This window comes from Streptomyces sp. V1I1 (assembly GCF_030817355.1).
GTDB lineage: Bacteria > Actinomycetota > Actinomycetes > Streptomycetales > Streptomycetaceae > Streptomyces.
Map to the genome: position 1 here is coordinate 5,966,945 of NZ_JAUSZH010000001.1, position 15,032 is coordinate 5,981,976.

Consider the following 15,032-nt stretch of genomic DNA (forward strand, 5'->3'; position numbering starts at 1 on the left):
CGGTCGCGTCCCAGGCGCCGGGCTCACGTTTGTGTTTCAGGCGCCGAGCACGTGAACTCGGCGGCCGATCTCGGACCAGCGCTCGTGGGCCTCTTCGGGAGAGTCAGCGGTGAAGACGACCGCAGCGATCCGGCAGCTGTAGTCGGCCTCGTCCGTCTTGATCCCGGCACCGGGCGCGACGAGGACGTGGCTCGCCACCACCCAAGGCTCGGCGGCGAGTTCGTCCCAGCCTTCGAGCTTCTCGTACGACCCCGCGCCGTCTGCGGTCAGGAAGCGGATGCCGGCCGCCTTGGCGACGGGCTTGCCGAAGGCCCCCGAGCGCTCCGGGTCGGCGCCGGTGATGTCCGCGAGGACCTTGCCCGGCAGCATGAGGCCGGTGGCCATCTCCATCAGCTCGGTGATCTTGTCGCCGGGCAGCCGCGCGGCAACCTCCATGAGGATCGGACGGCCCTCGCTGAGGCGCAGTTCGCAGTGGAACGGACCGGTCGTGATGCCCACGGCCTCGACGACACCCTGCGCGTACGTGGCCAGCTCATGGCGCGTGACCTCGTCCAGCGGGGCGGGCGTGAGGTGTCCGAGTTCCAGGAACCGGGGCTCGGGGCCGAGCAGCTTCCGGGTCACCGCCACCACGACCGCTTCTCCGTCGTGGACATATCCGTCGGCGCTGTACTCCGTGCCGGGTACGTACTGTTCGAGAATCGCTTCACGGGTGAGCGCTCGGTCGAATTCGCGGCCTTCCTCGGCGTGCATCGCGGCCAGTGCGGCGCGCGCCTCCTCGATGCTGTCGACGCGCGATACGTGCACGCTGCCGCCGGAGTCGACCGGCTTGATGACCGCGGGAAATCCGACGTGCACACAAGCCTCTTCGAGGTCCGCCGGGTCACTCACCACAACGAACTTCGGCACTTCCAGGCCAGCCTTGGCCACCGCTTGGCGCATTTTCCCCTTGTGCCGGACCTGATCAACGGCAGTATGGGTCAGGGCGGGGAGTCCGAGACGCGCCGACAATTTGGCGGCACCGGGTACGTAGTATTCACCGCCGGCCACCACGGCGTGAATCGCGTTTCGCTCATCGGATTCCACGACGGCGGCCTCGAGTGCGACATTGTCATTGGTATCCACCGCGATTATCTCGGCGGTAAGGGAGCGCACCGCGTCGGCGATTACGCGGCCTTCTTTCTCGTAGGAGGCCACGACGACATCCCAGCCGAGAGAATGGGCGTGTGCAATATAGGCGTTCGCCGAGAAAGCAGGCTGCACCACTAGGACGCGATAAGACACAGAAGTTCCTCGAAATCTCGCTCTGAGGTCGGCGTTGGTTCATCCGGACAGCACTCCGACCGCATCGCGGCATGGCAAAGTCAGCCCTGCGCCAGGGCGCGAGTCATGCCAAAATGCCGGGAAGCGTCGTGCATGTCGCAGTAATCAATAGAAGTTGACGGATGAACTTCCGCAGGGTCCGCGGGTCGGTTCAACCGTAGAAGTTCACCTCAGGCAGTGCCCACCGGGCACAGCAAATCCCAAGGTAGAAGGAACAACATAATCATTCAAGCCCCCGTACGTTGCCACATGGCAAGTTTCCCCCATGTCGATCGTCACCCTACGCACCAGCCGGGTTCGAGGTCAACGAATCCCTGGAACCCAATTCGTCTAACGGAGATTGGTACCCCTATGCCCGTTTTGCTGAAACCATCTGGATACGCCCCGCGATACCTGTACCCATCATTCCCAGCCTTTTCAAGGCGGCACGAGCGGCGCGTATCAGCCGGCGCCGGGGAGCGAAAGTGGCGGACAGGGTAACGCATGGTCCGATGTATCCACGCTCCCGGCACTTCGAGACCGGAACGACTTCGACACACAGAATTAACCTCGATTCTCCTGCGTGATCACGGCCGGCCGAGGTGGCGCCCACGCCCTCGAATGCCACGAAGGCGATCGGGTGGGCCTGCTGGTCAGGTGCGGGCGGGCAGACCCACGGATCACGTCCGGTCCCGCCGGGGAGACGCCGCTCCGGAGCCGGGTGGGGTGGGCGCCAGGACAGTCGCGGAGATGTTCACGTCGGGGGTCGCGGCCGTCACACCATGTCGCGAACTGACCTATGCACATTGTCGCGAAATGATCGTTGAGCATGCCCTGATGCGGTCGATGGCTTGCCGGCCTCCCTCAGGAGCGGCTGTCAGAACCTTGCGACGGACAGCGCGCGTCGGCGGCGCATCTTCTCCGAGGAGCTGTGGCGCGGTCAGTTTCGAGCCATCCGTCAGATAAAGGACGCTGCTTCACGAACCACGGAGGTTGCAGCAGATGTGACGGCTGCCTCGCGTCACCAGCACGCGACACACCTCCCCCGGCCGGCACGGGCAGTTCCATCAGGGCTCATCGGCGCAGGCACAGGCGGCCGATGGCTGAGGGTGCCTGACCGGGTGCTTCACCTGTCAGGCACCTTGGGTCCAAGCCTGGAGGCCTGACGTGGGAGCCGCGCCCGCTCCCGACGCCCCTCATTCCGAGCATCCTCCGACCGGAGGTGTACGCGCCGTCCGAGGTGGAGTGGTCAGGCGAGGAGCTGTCGCAGGACCGCCGGCACGACCACACGGGAAAGCGCGAAGTCAGGCGCTATCGGCATCTGCGCAACATGCTGCCGACGGCGCCACGGACCGGGCGCATGGCTCCGCCGAGCCGGGCGGACCGGACCTCCAGCGACCGTCCGGTACGGCCGAGGTCCAGCCCTCAGCTCAACCGGAACATCGGCCCGCGCGGTGTGAACGGCAGTGTGGCGCCTCGCGGGATCAGGAAGGCGTGCTCGCGCCGGATTCGCAACGTATCGCACCACCCGTCAGTGATGACCAGCACCGGAGCCGTCGGCGGAAAGTCATCGGCTCTGCGCAACAGGTCGATGCCCGGTAGCAGTTCGGTGCCGCCACGACCGCGCACCCGGACCCGGCCCGCGATCTCACCCGGGGGCAGGAACCCCGCGTCGTACGCCGCCGCGTCGCAGAACACCACACGCACTGCCGGTACATCGCGTGCCTCCGCATACGAGGCGATGGCGCCGAGTGCCTTGCCGAGCAGGGTGCTGCTCATCGAGCCGGAGGTGTCGAGTACGACTCCGAAGGTGCAGCGGGCCGTCTCCTCGGCGGGGAAGTACCGGCCGGCGCGCGGGATGTCCGGAGTCGATGCCTGCCGCCGGGCGGGACGGGCTTAGGAGCGGACGGGCTCAGGCCGGCGCACGTACTCGTCGAACCTCAAGGGTGAACGGGGCTTCCGGCAGCGGCAGGTGCGCGGCATCGAGTCCCGTTCCTGTGACCAGCAGACCTCCGGGCCGCAGTGTGGCGGCCAGCTGCCGGATGACGGTTGGTTCGGTGCCGGGGGCCAGCAGGGGGATGACGTTTCCGGCGGCGAGCGCCAGGTCGAAGCCCGGATTCAGGTCGAGGGCGTCCAGGCCTGCCAGGTCGCCTAGGAGCCAGTCCTGTACGGGGGCATCGCGGCGGGCGACCGCGAGCATCGAGGAGTCGACGTCCACGCCTGTGCAGTGGTGGCCCAATTCGGCAAGCCGGATCGCGATCCGACCGGTACCGCAGCCGGCGTCGAGGATCCGGGCGGCGGGTTTGAGCAACGCTGCACAGAAGGCGGCCTCAGCGTGCCGTGGCACCGCCTCCTGTGCGATGCCGAATCGGTGCGCGGTGACGCACTGCGGGCGGCATGGGCGGAGGTCCAAAGCCTGCACCGCAGAGGACTGGATGACCTGCGCATGCCCGTTCGTGCTCCGACGCCGGAGTCGGGGGCACGGTCGTCCAGTGAGGCGGGTTCGACACGTTACCCCCAAGAACCTTCCCGGGACGATGGCAGACCGTTGGCGCGGGAGACCGCGCATTGGGGCATCACCGACAGTGTTGAGCCCGATGTGCTCGAAACCCCGGTCCACCGGAGTCTGAGCGAGATCGCCCACCGGCCGGTTCTTCCCCTGCCCCCACGCGTGCGTGACATGATCGCCGATCGTCGGACCGAGCCTCCCTACGAGCGCGTCGCCGGCGCCGTGCTGTTCAATCTCGGCGGAGAGTGATCACGCCGGGCAAGAGCGCATGAGCGAAAAGGGGACACTCCGGTCAGATACCCGCTGGCCGGAGCCTCTCGTTACCGCCGTTCTCAGGCGCTAATGGTCTGGGCCACCCGAAGGTGTGGCTATGTGCGGCCAGAGTGTGGCCGGACGCCTTTGGACGAGGTAACACAGGGTGTCACCGCAGAACCTTCCGTACGTGCCCTGATCAGGCAGAACAGCACTGGGCGGCACGAGCCGGAACCAGCCGTCACGAATCCCCGTGGTCTCGTAATGCGTAGGTCTCGGGTTCGAATCCCGAAGGCGGCTCTGTGGAAGCCTCAGGACTCACTCGCCGTGACCTGGGGCTTTTGCTTTTCTGTGACCTTGCTTCTGTTGGTGCGTCAGCCCAGAAGCTCGGCCACGAGCTCTCTGGTGGCCGACCGGTGGCCAAACGTGCAAAGGGCGTGCAGCGGCGGTGGCCAAGAGCGCTGCTGGGTACATGCCGACGACCGCTCGGTTGTTGTTCCATCCCTACAAGTCGTTGCCGAGCAGCGCCGCCTGTTAGGACTTCGGCCGGGTCCAGTAGTTCTGGAATCGTGCGCTGAAGGGGCGGGCAAGAACGGATCCGCATCGCTGCCAAAGTTTCCTCTTCGAGTCGGCCGCGTGGATGCTGACTTGTCTTCGGTTGCGCTGGAAGCGCCCGGAGCGTGAAGGGGCGGGGAGGCGGCGGCGTCAGAAACGTCTGCTCGCGAGCCGGACGGAACCTCCGCAGCCAGGGCTCGGCAGAAGATCGATGTTGTCGGGGGCTCGCCCAAGTTCGGCTCGGCGGTCGTTGGGGAGCCCCGTTCGCAGCGCGGGGTGCACGGACCCGCTTTGGACCGAAACGGTTATCACTTGGACAATCTCGCCGTCACTTCGCGTCGTCCACCGCACGGAGGGCCGGCATGGTCCACCGCCCTCGTGGGGCGGGTGAGCGTACCGGGTTGGGCAGTGCCGTGGCTGCGACCACTGCCCAACCCGGAGTCCTCACGTCTGCGGTACGAGTTCAGGGTGCTCGTGCTCGCAGGCGTCGTCGATTCCGTAGGTGTCCCACGCGGGGAACAGATCGACGGCCGGGAGACTGTCGCCATCCTTCATGAGACAGCGGGCGAGGGCGGCCTGAAGAGCCTCGGCGCGCAGGCCGGTGCCGATGAAGACCAGTTCCTGGCCCTGTGGGCTGTCTGCCTCCCGGGCGCCGGAGGGTTCGAAGCGGGCGACGGAGCCCGCCTGCGACCACAGGCCGGTCACGTGGGAGCGGCTCGCCAGCCAGAAGAACCCCTTGGAGCGAAGGATCTGTCCGAAGGCTCCACTGCCGACTCCTTCGGTGACGAACGTCCACAGCCGGCCCGGATGGAACGGCACCTGTGAGCGGAAGACCGTGCTGGAGATGCCGAACTCCTCGGTCTCCGGCGTGTGATCGGCGTTGAGCTCCATGACCCAACCCGGGGCCTGTTGCGCACGCTCCAGGTCGAACAGCCCGGTACCGAGCACATCGCCGAGGTTCACGCGCCCGTGGGTGGCGGCCACGATCCGGGCCACCGGGTTGAGACGCGTGAGCGTTGCGCGCAGCCGGTCGGCGCTCTCCGCATCGACGAGGTCGAGCTTGTTGAGCACGATGACGTCGGCGAATTCGATCTGGTCCATCAACAGGTCGCTGACCGTGCGTTCGTCGTCCTCGTACTGGTCGAGTCCGCGCTCGGCGAGCCCGTCCCCGCCTTCCAGTTCCGGCAGGAAGCTGGCGGCGTCGACGACCGTGACCATGGTGTCGAGGCGAGCCAGGTCGCCGAGGGTGGCGCCGTCGTCGCGGGGGAAGGCGAAGGTGGCTGCGACGGGCATCGGTTCGGAGATGCCGCTGCACTCGATGAGGAGATAGTCGAAGCGGTCCTCCCGGGCGAGCCGGTCGACCTCCTCGAGCAGGTCGTCGCGCAGGGTGCAGCAAATGCACCCGTTGGTCATCTCGACCAGACGTTCCTCAGTCCGCGACAGGGCGGCCTCGCCGCCGCGCACCAGTGCGGCGTCGATGTTGATCTCGCTCATGTCGTTGACGATGACCGCGACGCGCAGGCCCTCGCGGTTGCTCAGCACATGGTTGAGCAGAGTGGTCTTGCCCGCGCCGAGGAAGCCGGACAGGACGGTGACGGGCAGTCGTTCGGTCATGCGCGTCAGCCTTCGGGGCGCAGCAGACCGCGCTCGTACGCCTTGGCCAGGCGCTGCGGCACCATATAGGCGGCGCCGTCGACCGTTATCGGCACCAGCTGTGGCGTGCTGGCCTTCCACTGGGCGCGGCGGTGACGGGTGTTGCTGCGGGACATCTTCCGCTTGGGTACGGCCATGGCTTCTTCGGTCCTCTCTGGATGGTGCAGGACAGAGGCTATATGGAAATGGATCCCATTTCCAAAACGGCTCCTCAGTGAGGCAGCGGGATCTCGAAGTGCACCGTGCCGACACCGGGACCGTGCTCGCCGGTCGTCCGGGCGTCGAAGACCTCCTTGGCCATGCTCCGCCAGAAGGCTTCGGCGCCCTCCACATGGACATTGGTGTGCAGATAGATGCTGTCGTAGCCGGGGGTCGTGGCGGCGAAGTGGCATGCCATGCGCACCATGGTCCGCGCGAGGCCGTGCCGCCGGTGCTCGGCCGTGACGTAGACCCGGACAAGCTGAGCGGTCGTGCCCGGCGGGTAGCGCTCGGCGAGCCAGCGCGGGTGCGGCGGATGGGCCGGACCCACCGATCGCACGCCGGTCGTGGCCACCACCTCGCCGTCGCACACGGCCACCAGCAGCAGATGCCGGGGGTCGTCCAGGTAGGTGCCCACGATGTCGACGACATCCCGGTGCCATTCGGGTACGTAGCCGTAGCCGAATTCCCGGTAGAAGGTATCGAGCATCACGCGGCGCGCTCCTTCTACGTCAGCCATCGTGGCTGGGCGCAGGGTGTACGAAGGGTGCGGGGGGTCCTGATGGGTGTCGGTCATCGCGCATCTCCTTTTCGCTGAGGACTCATTTACTGGGGACTCGAGGTGTCGGCAGGCCGGGGCCGGAGCAGTGCACATCCGCCGCGGGGACGGTCCCGTCGACCAGATACGCGGCGGCGGCGCTGTCCACGCACGCGTTGCCCCGGCTGGCGAACACGCCGTGCGAGTAGTCGTCGTGGAGCGTGACCAGTCGCGAGCCGGGCAGCCGCTGTCGAAGCTGCCGGGCGCCCTCGATGGGTGTGACGGGATCGTGTTCGGAGGCGATCAGCAGCACCGGGGGAGCTTTGGGGCTGCCGAGCCGGGTGCGATGGGCGGGTATGTGGTGCCAGTACGCGCAGGCCGAGGCTTCGATTCCGGTGACGACCGGCTGTGGGTCGAGTCGTCGCAGGCGCCGGATGTCGGCCGTGACTCGTCCCGGCTTGGGGCCGGGCCCGTCCGCGCACTTCACGACGCGGTTCGCGGACTCGTAGGTGCGTGACGCTGCGCCGTCGAAGCGGTCGGTGGGGCGCAGGAGTTCGGTGCTGCCGTAGTGCAGGTACGCGTGGATGCCTGCGGCGAGGCCCTCCCAGCGTTCGGTGCGGCCAAGGTCTCGGTAGACGGCACGGTCGAACTCGGCCGGGCCGAAGCCGTTCACGGGGTTGCCGCCGAGTCCTTGGCGCGCCCGCCGATAGGCGTCGCGGACCTGGCCGGCGCTGCTGCCGAGGCTGAAGTGCTCTTCGTGCTGCGCGACCCAGGCGAAGAACACCTCGCGTTGGCGCAGCAGTGCCCGGCTCTGCCGCAGGTCGAAGTCGTACCACTCCCAGGGGCCGACGACGCTGTCGAGCACCATGCGGCCGACGTGCTGCCGGAACAGGGCGGCATAGGCGGCTCCGAGGTAGCTGCCGTACGAGACGCCCAGGAAACCGATCCGCCGTTCGCCGAGTGCGGAGCGAACAGCGTCCATGTCCCGCGCGGTCTGGGTGGTCGACAGATGCGCCAGGGCGTCACCGACACCGGCGGCACAGTCGTCGGCCGTGCGCCTCAACGAGTGGAGGTACGCCTTTTCGGCAGTGCGGCCGGACGGCACGGGCTCGGGTCCGGGGCTGTCGAAGAGGCCGCCCATCGAGCCGCAGTCCGCGGGCGCGCTCTGCCCGGTGCCGCGCGGGTCGAAGCCGATGACGTCGTACGAGCGGCGCACGCTCTCGGGCAGCTTGGCCCGTTTGGTGACGGCGTAGGCCAGCCCTGGCCCGCCGGGCCCGCCCGGGTTCACCAGCAGGATGCCGCGCCGCTCCTCGGGTGGCCCCGAGGCGCGTACGCGCGAGACGGCGATGCGGATGTGCTCGCCGTCCGCGTTTTCCCAGTCGAGCGGGACGCTCAGCCATCCGCACTCCACCCGCGCGGGAGCGGCCGGGACCGGCATGGACTCCGGGCACGCGCCGAAACGCAGCGATGGAGCCGGGGCGGTGGCGTGGACGGGGGCGGCCGGGACCAGGGCCGCGACGGTGGCCGCAAGGGCGCACAGCGCGCCTCGGTGGCGTACAGCGGGAGTCACGGGTCTCGCATTCAGAGAATCGACGACGGATCAGATGACAATGAAAACGATTGTCGATAACGTGTCGTCGCGTCAAGGCGGACCGTCCCGGACGGGTGCCGCCGACGCGTCATGCGTCCAACCCGCGTTCTGAGAAGAGGAAGCCGTGGCCCATCTGCTGATGGTCGAGAGCTGGGTCGGATCGATGAGCAGACTGCTGCCACGAGCGATCCGCGAGGGCGGGCACGAGTTCACCTTCCTCACCCGTGACCTGCACCACTACCTGCGCTCCGCCCCTGAGGGCACCGCACACCCACTGCTCGCGGCGCACAACGTGCTGACCGCCGGCACCAACGACATCGAGGCACTGCTGCCCTTCGTCGAACGCGCCCACGGAGCGCTGGGCTTCGACGGGGTGATTACCTCGTGCGACTACTACCTCCCGACAGCCGCGCGGATCGCCGGCCGCCTGGGGCTGCCAGGCCCCGCTTCCGCGGCGGTCGAGAACGCCTGCCGCAAGGACGCGACCCGCCGTGTCCTCGCCGACGCCGGAGTGCCGGGGCCGCGCTTCGCGGTCTGCGCGGACTGGGCCGAGGCCGCCGATGCGGCGCGGGAGATCGGCTACCCGCTCGTGCTCAAGCCCGTGGACCTGTGCGCCGGGATGTTCGTACGACGCGTCGACGACGAGTCGGAGCTGGCCCGCGCCTACAGGGCGCTCGCGGACTTCCCCGTCAACGCGCGAGGCCAGCGCCGCGAGCCTGTCGTCCTGCTCGAAGAGCTCCTTCACGGCCCCGAAGTCAGCGTCGAGACCGTGTCGTTCGCCGCCGCCTCACACGTGATCGGGGTGACCGACAAGAGCATCGGCGGGGCACCGGCCTTCATCGAGACCGGCCACATGTTCCCCGCGGCACTTGCTGCCGCTGACGCCGAGGCGGCCGCGGAGACAGCACTTCAAGCACTGAAAGCCCTCGGCCTGGACGGGCTCGTGGCACACACCGAGATCAAACTGACAGCCGACGGGCCACGTGTGGTCGAGGTCAACCCCCGCCCCGCCGGCAACCGCATCACCGAACTCATCCGTCACGTGACGGGGATCGACCTCGCAGCGGCATGCGTCGACGTGGCCCTCGGCCGCGAACCGGACCTGCGCCGACGAGCCACCGGTCTGCGCAGCGCCGCCATCGGGTTCCTGGTGCCGGACACCGAGGGAGTGCTGGAGTCCGTCGACGGCGCCGACGACGTGCGCACGGCGGCGGGACTACTGGAGCTCCAGATCGCCGAGCCGGGCAAAGCCGTCAAGGCAGCGGGCAGCAACAACGAGTACCTGGGCCACGTCATGGCCGGCGACGCCGTGGGCCTCGGAGCCCGCGACCGGGCCGAGACACTGCTCTCGACGCTCTGTCCGAAGGTGGTCGGCCGATGACCACCATCACCGACACGGCCGTCACCGCCGCCTCGTACGACGAACTCGTCGACCGGGTACTCGGCGGTGGCTTCGGACCCGACCCGAGGACTCAGCGGATCGCCGTGGCGTTCACCACGCGCCAGGCCGTACGGCACGACGGGCGCAGCGCCGGCTACCGCAACGAAGTGCTGAGCCTGCGTCTGGCAGAAGCCGTGGGCTCCTGCGCGGTCGAGCCCGGTGGACTCCCTGACAGTGCGGTCGACGACTGCGTCGGCGCTGACGTCGCCCGGCTGTTGGAGCACGAGCTGCTCCCGGTGCGGGTGGCTGCGCTCGACGCCTACCTGATGCACGTCCGGCCCCACGGTCCCGCGAGCGGCGCACGCCCCTGTCCACTGCCCGCCGGGAGTTCTCTGGAGAAGTCCCGGGCCAGGGCCGCGGCAGTCGTCGATCTGCTCGCTGCCGCCACCGTACGCACCGTGCTCGTCGTGGGCGTGGTCAACTCGCTGCTGGAGGCGCTGCGCACCCGTGGTCTGGCGTACATACCCTGCGACCTCAAGGGCGGCACCACGGAGTGGGGCGAGCCGGTACGCACCGACGCGCTGCCCGAACTGGAGCGCTGTGACGCGGTCCTCGCCTCGGGCATGACGCTCGGCAACGGCAGCTTCGAGCCGCTGCGCAAACACGCACTGCTGCACGGCAAGCCGCTGGTGATGTTCGCCCAGACCGGAAGTGCGGTGCTGCCGCGCCTCATCGGCGCCGGAGTCAGCGCGGTGTGCGCCGAGCCGTATCCCTTCTTCTGGCTCGACGGCGGGCCCGGGACCATTCACCGCTACGGCAGCAGCGAGCGCCCCGGAGCCGCCCTGTGACCACCGCCGTCCTCAGCCCCGCGGGCAACCGCGCACTGCTCTCCCTGCTCGGACGGACCCCCCTCGCCCGCATCACCGTCGACCTGCCCTGCCCGCAGCCCGGCTTCTGGGCGAAGCTCGAAGGTCTCGGCGTCGGCGGCATGAAGGCGCGAGCAGCCGTATCCATGCTGCTCGGGGCCAAGGAGCGCGGCGAACTGCGGCCCGGCGCCCCGGTGGTGGAGTCCACCTCCGGCACGCTCGGCATCGGGCTGGCCTTCGCCGGTCAGGCTCTCGGGCATCCGATCGTGCTGGTCGGCGACACGGAGCTGGAGCCGTCGATGCGACAGCTGCTGCGCGCGTACGGCGCCAGGCTGGAGCTGGTCGACCGCCCGGCGGCCGAGGGCGGATGGCAGGCCGCCCGACTGGGCCGGTTGCGCGAACTGCTGTCGAAGCTGCCGGACGCCTACTGGCCCGACCAGTACAACAACCCCGACAACATCGTCGGTTACGCCTCCCTCGCTGCCGAGCTCGCCGCTCAACTGGACCACCTCGACGTGCTCGTGTGCAGCGTTGGCACCGGCGGCCACAGCGCCGGTGTGGTCGGACCGCTGCGGCGGCACTGGCCCGGGCTCCGGCTGATCGGGGTGGACGCCACCGGCTCGACGATCTTCGGCCAGCCCGCCAGGCCCCGCCTGATGCGCGGCCTGGGCAGCAGCATCCATCCACGCAACGTCGCCTACGGCGCCTTCGACGAGGTCCATTGGGTCGGCCCGTCCGAGGCCGCGGACGCCTGCCGAAGGCTCGCTGTCGGCAACTTCGTCAGCGGCGGCTGGAGCACCGGGGCCGTAGCCCTTGTGTCGGCCTGGGCCGCTCGCGTCCACCCGGGAGCCGTCGTCGCCACCGTCTTCCCCGACGGACCGCATCGCTACCTCGGCACCGTCTACGACGACGACTTCGCCGCCGCCCACGGGCTCGACCCGGCCACCGCGGCCAGGCGCCCCGTCGAGATCCCTCATCCGCGGGCCGTGGAGGCCACCGGCTGGGCCCGGTGCCGCGTCGTCACCGACCCGCTGGACAGCCGAACCCCACCTCTGGAAGAGAGCCCGTGAAGGTCAGTCAGCGCACCGTGCACCTCGAACTCACCGAGCCGCTGCGCATATTCCGCTCGACGATGGCGGCCCGCGACGCCGTCTGGCTGTTCATCGAATACGAAGGGCAGCTCGGCCGCGGGGAGGTCGTCACCAGCGTGTACTACGGCCTCGACGCACGCACCATCGTGCGGCTTCTGAATGAAGTGGCCCTGGATCTGGTCCGGTTCGGGGATCCCGAGACCGCCCTGGGAGCCCTGCGTACCGGCGCGCTGCCGACGAACGGCATGCCCCCCGCCGTGACCGCTGCCGTCGAGTCGGCGCTGCTCGACCTGGCCGGAAAGCGCGCAGGGGTTCCGGTCCACGAACTGCTCGGTACCACCGCCCCGCCCTCCGCAGCGACAGCCCGCACCATCGGCATCACGTCGCCGGGGCAGGCCGAAGCCCAGGCCCTCCGCCTGGTACAGGACGGTTTTTCGGTCCTCAAGATCAAGGCAGGGGCCCCGGACCCCGAGGACGACCTGAAGCGTGTACGGGCCGTGCGTGCCGCGGCTCCCCACGCTCGGCTGCTCCTGGACCCCAATGGAGCCTGGACCGTCTCCACGACGGAGAGGCTGCTGCCCCGCCTCGCGGAGCTGGGAATCGAGGCCGTGGAGCAGCCGATCGCACCCGGCGACCCCGAGGCGCTGGCGAACCTCGCCGAACGCTCGCCGCTGCCGGTCATCGCCGACGAGGACGCGGTCGGTTACGAGGACGCCCGCCGTCTCGCCGGACGGGTGCAGGGCATCAACGTCAAGCTCGCCAAGTGCGGCGGAGTCACTGCGGCACTGCGGATCGCCGAACTGATCGCCGGCACTGGTACCGAGCTGATGCTCGGCTGTCTGACCGCCAGCACGCTCGGCATCGCCCCCGCCGTACATCTCGCCGATCGCGCCCGGTGGATCGACCTCGACGGGCATCTGCTGCTCGCCCACGACCCGTGGACGGGTATCGGCGGCGCCGACGGCATCGTACGGACGAGCCTGCGCCCGGGGCTTGGCGTGCACGCGCGCACCAAGGGGGACCTCGGGTGAAGACGTGGCACGAGATACGCGGCTTCCCCCTCGCGATACGGCTGCTCCTGGTCAACCAGCTCGGCGTCAACACGGGCTTCTACCTGCTCATCCCGTACCTCGCCGTGCATCTGAGCGAGGACCTCGGGCTGTCGGCCGCTGTCGTCGGCATCGTGCTCGGCGTACGCAACCTCAGCCAGCAGGGCCTGTTCCTCATCGGCGGATCGGCATCGGACCGGCTGGGAGCGCGCGGAGTCATCATCGCCGGCTGCGCGCTGCGCACCGTCGGCTTCGGGCTCTTCGCACTCGGCGACGGACTGACGGTGCTGCTGGCCGCGTCCGTGCTCAGCGGGCTGGCCGGGGCGCTGTTCAACCCGGCCGTACGGGCGTATCTCGCCCAGGAGGCAGGGGAGCGCAAGGCCGAGGCGTTCGCCCTGTTCAACGTCTTCGCGACCACCGGCGCCCTGATAGGGCCGCTGCTCGGCAGCGCCCTGCTGTTGGTCGACTTCCGCGCCTCCGCGCTCACCGCGGCCGGGATCTTCGCGGTGCTCACGATCGCTCAGGCCGTGGTGCTTCCGGCACGCGAGGTCACACCGTCCGCGAACAGCTTCCTCGGGGACTGGCGCGAGGTGATCGGCAACCGCGGTTTCGTGGCGTTCGCCGTTGCCATGGTCGGCATGTTCACCATGGAGAACCAGCTGTATCTGCTGCTGCCGGACGGCGCGCGCCGGGCCACCGGCTGGGACGGCGCGGCAGGCATCGTCTTCCTCGTCGGCACCCTCACCAACCTCTGGCTGCAACTGCGCATCACGCGGGCGCTGAAGAGCCGGGGCAGCCGGGCGAGATGGATCAGCGGGGGGCTCACGCTGATGGGGCTGGCCTTCATACCGCCGATGACGGCGGCGGGGGCCGGACCAGCGCACGGCGGCGTCGGCTACGCGGTGCTCGGCGCGCTGCCTGTCCTTGCCGGGACGCTGCTGCTCTACCTGGGCGTCATGATCGCCCAGCCTTTCGTGATGGAGCTCATCCCCCGCTTCGGCCGCCCGGAGCTCACCGGCACGTACTTCGGGCTGTTCTACGTGGTCTCGGGCATCGCCGCGGCCGTGGGCAACACGGTCGTCGGCTGGGCCATGGACGCCGGTGAGCGCGCGGGGGCGCAGTGGCTGCCCTGGGCGTGCTGTCTGGCCTTCGGACTCGCTTCCGCCGCCGGCGTCGCCTGGCTGCACCGCCGGGGAGTGCTTCCCGCCCAAGTGGCGCCCGTACCGGTGCCGGTGTGAGGAGACCGAGATGAGAAACGCAAACCTGCTGACCGACAACCCGGCCCTGTACGAGGCCCGTTTCCCCGATGAGGCACGGCTGGCGGGGCGCTGGGCGGAGGACTGTCTGCGGCGGTACGGGGCCGGTCCGCGGGTCCTGGACATCGGCTGCGGCACCGGCCGCGACGCCGCGTATCTGCACGCGGCCGGCCGCATGGTCGTCGGCGCGGATCTGTCCGAGGCGATGCTGGAGCACGCCGGCGTGCACCACCCCGGTCCGGAGTACTTGCAGGCAGACCTGCGCGGATTCGACCTCGCAGAACGGTCCTTCGACGCTGTCGTGTGCCTGGACAGCGCCCTGTTGTACTGCCACACCAACGACGAACTCGACGGCTTCCTGGGCTCCTGCGGCCGCTCGCTGGCGCCCGGCGGGCTGCTCGTCGCCGAGATGCGCAACGGGGCCTTCTTCCTCGGCCGTACCGAACTGCTCGTCACCTCGTCCGTCAGTGAATTGAGCTGGCAGGGCATCACCTACCGGTCCACCACCACCCTGCGCGTCGACCGGACCGCGCAACTGCTGCGCCGCACCCGTGTATGGACCGCCGACGACGGATCGCCGCCCGTCGAGCAGCGCTCCGCGTGGCGGCTGCTCTTCCCCCAGGAGCTGCGCCATCTCCTCGCCGTTCACGGCTTCGAGGTGCTCGCGCTGTACGACGGGCCCGGTCCTCGTACGGAGCCGCCGTGGCGTGAGGGCGACCTGCCGGCCGCTACGGCCGATGCCGACCGGCTCCATCTCGTCGCCCGCCTCACGCGCGCCCACTGAACCCCACACG

12 protein-coding genes and 2 pseudogenes are annotated in these 15,032 nt (G+C 69.3%); 7 read left to right on the forward strand and 7 right to left on the reverse strand.

Translation table 11 applies throughout. The features are described from left to right. Positions 1–36 precede the first annotated feature (36 nt). From QFZ67_RS27955 to QFZ67_RS27970, 3 genes and pseudogenes are all read right to left on the reverse strand, one after another. Entirely contained in the window at positions 37–1,281 is a 1,245-nt protein-coding gene (locus QFZ67_RS27955; RefSeq protein ID WP_373430136.1) for an ATP-grasp domain-containing protein, read from the reverse strand. Positions 1,282–2,724: 1,443 nt separating this feature from the next. Next, a pseudogene (locus QFZ67_RS27965) lies at positions 2,725–3,237 on the reverse strand (VWA-like domain-containing protein); the annotation flags it as partial. A 4-nt stretch (positions 3,238–3,241) separates the two neighbouring features. Beyond that, a pseudogene (locus QFZ67_RS27970) lies at positions 3,242–3,637 on the reverse strand (class I SAM-dependent methyltransferase); the annotation flags it as partial. Here QFZ67_RS27970 and QFZ67_RS27975 point away from each other — a divergent pair. Next, the gene (locus QFZ67_RS27975; RefSeq protein ID WP_307666134.1) at positions 3,527–4,057 is read left to right on the forward strand and encodes a hypothetical protein; all 531 of its coding nucleotides are present in this window, start codon (positions 3,527–3,529) and stop codon (positions 4,055–4,057) included. The pseudogene QFZ67_RS27970 and the gene QFZ67_RS27975 overlap by 111 nt on opposite strands. Positions 4,058–5,059: 1,002 nt before the next feature. On the opposite strand, the gene QFZ67_RS27980 is transcribed toward QFZ67_RS27975, so the two are convergent. The 4 genes from QFZ67_RS27980 to QFZ67_RS27995 all read right to left on the reverse strand — a co-directional run bounded on the left by QFZ67_RS27980 (position 5,060) and on the right by QFZ67_RS27995 (position 8,574). After that, entirely contained in the window at positions 5,060–6,229 is a 1,170-nt protein-coding gene (locus QFZ67_RS27980; protein ID WP_307663816.1) for a GTP-binding protein, read from the reverse strand. Positions 6,230–6,234: 5 nt separating this feature from the next. Then, a complete protein-coding gene (gene rpmF / locus QFZ67_RS27985) occupies positions 6,235–6,405 on the reverse strand; it encodes a 50S ribosomal protein L32 (protein ID WP_307663817.1) in 171 nt (56 codons plus the stop codon). Between the two features lie 74 nt (positions 6,406–6,479). Further along, complete coding sequence (locus tag QFZ67_RS27990; protein WP_307663818.1) at positions 6,480–7,043, reverse strand: GNAT family N-acetyltransferase; 564 nt, start codon at positions 7,041–7,043, stop codon at positions 6,480–6,482. Positions 7,044–7,068: 25 nt separating this feature from the next. Continuing rightward, positions 7,069–8,574, reverse strand: a complete 1,506-nt coding sequence (locus tag QFZ67_RS27995) for an alpha/beta hydrolase (protein ID WP_307663819.1) — start codon at positions 8,572–8,574, stop codon at positions 7,069–7,071. 145 nt (positions 8,575–8,719) lie between these two features. Between QFZ67_RS27995 and QFZ67_RS28000 the strand changes: the two genes are divergently transcribed. Genes QFZ67_RS28000 through QFZ67_RS28025 form a run of 6 tightly spaced genes read left to right on the forward strand, consistent with a single transcriptional unit; the run spans position 8,720 to position 15,022 of the window. After that, positions 8,720–9,976: an ATP-grasp domain-containing protein gene (locus QFZ67_RS28000; protein WP_307663820.1), complete on the forward strand. Its 1,257-nt coding sequence runs from the start codon at positions 8,720–8,722 to the stop codon at positions 9,974–9,976. Beyond that, entirely contained in the window at positions 9,973–10,824 is an 852-nt protein-coding gene (locus tag QFZ67_RS28005; protein WP_307663821.1) for a hypothetical protein, read from the forward strand. Before QFZ67_RS28000 ends, QFZ67_RS28005 begins: the two co-directional genes overlap by 4 nt. Beyond that, positions 10,821–11,912: a PLP-dependent cysteine synthase family protein gene (locus tag QFZ67_RS28010; protein WP_307663822.1), complete on the forward strand. Its 1,092-nt coding sequence runs from the start codon at positions 10,821–10,823 to the stop codon at positions 11,910–11,912. Before QFZ67_RS28005 ends, QFZ67_RS28010 begins: the two co-directional genes overlap by 4 nt. Next, entirely contained in the window at positions 11,909–12,964 is a 1,056-nt protein-coding gene (locus QFZ67_RS28015) for a dipeptide epimerase (protein ID WP_307663823.1), read from the forward strand. Before QFZ67_RS28010 ends, QFZ67_RS28015 begins: the two co-directional genes overlap by 4 nt. Then, positions 12,961–14,220 carry an MFS transporter gene (locus QFZ67_RS28020; RefSeq protein WP_307663824.1) on the forward strand — a complete coding sequence of 420 codons (1,260 nt, stop codon included), beginning with the start codon at positions 12,961–12,963 and terminating at the stop codon, positions 14,218–14,220. Before QFZ67_RS28015 ends, QFZ67_RS28020 begins: the two co-directional genes overlap by 4 nt. Before the next feature lie 10 nt (positions 14,221–14,230). Then, positions 14,231–15,022 carry a class I SAM-dependent methyltransferase gene (locus tag QFZ67_RS28025; protein ID WP_307663825.1) on the forward strand — a complete coding sequence of 264 codons (792 nt, stop codon included), beginning with the start codon at positions 14,231–14,233 and terminating at the stop codon, positions 15,020–15,022. The last annotated feature ends 10 nt before the right edge of the window (positions 15,023–15,032 follow it).

Coding starts and splice junctions, on each gene's coding strand:
- QFZ67_RS27980 (WP_307663816.1), bottom strand. CDS start 6,229: ATGACCGAACGACTGCCCGTCACCGTCCTGTCCGGCTTCCTCGGCGCG.
- QFZ67_RS28005 (WP_307663821.1), top strand. CDS start 9,973: ATGACCACCATCACCGACACGGCCGTCACCGCCGCCTCGTACGACGAA.
- QFZ67_RS27990 (WP_307663818.1), bottom strand. CDS start 7,043: ATGACCGACACCCATCAGGACCCCCCGCACCCTTCGTACACCCTGCGC.
- rpmF (WP_307663817.1), bottom strand. CDS start 6,405: ATGGCCGTACCCAAGCGGAAGATGTCCCGCAGCAACACCCGTCACCGC.
- QFZ67_RS28025 (WP_307663825.1), top strand. CDS start 14,231: ATGAGAAACGCAAACCTGCTGACCGACAACCCGGCCCTGTACGAGGCC.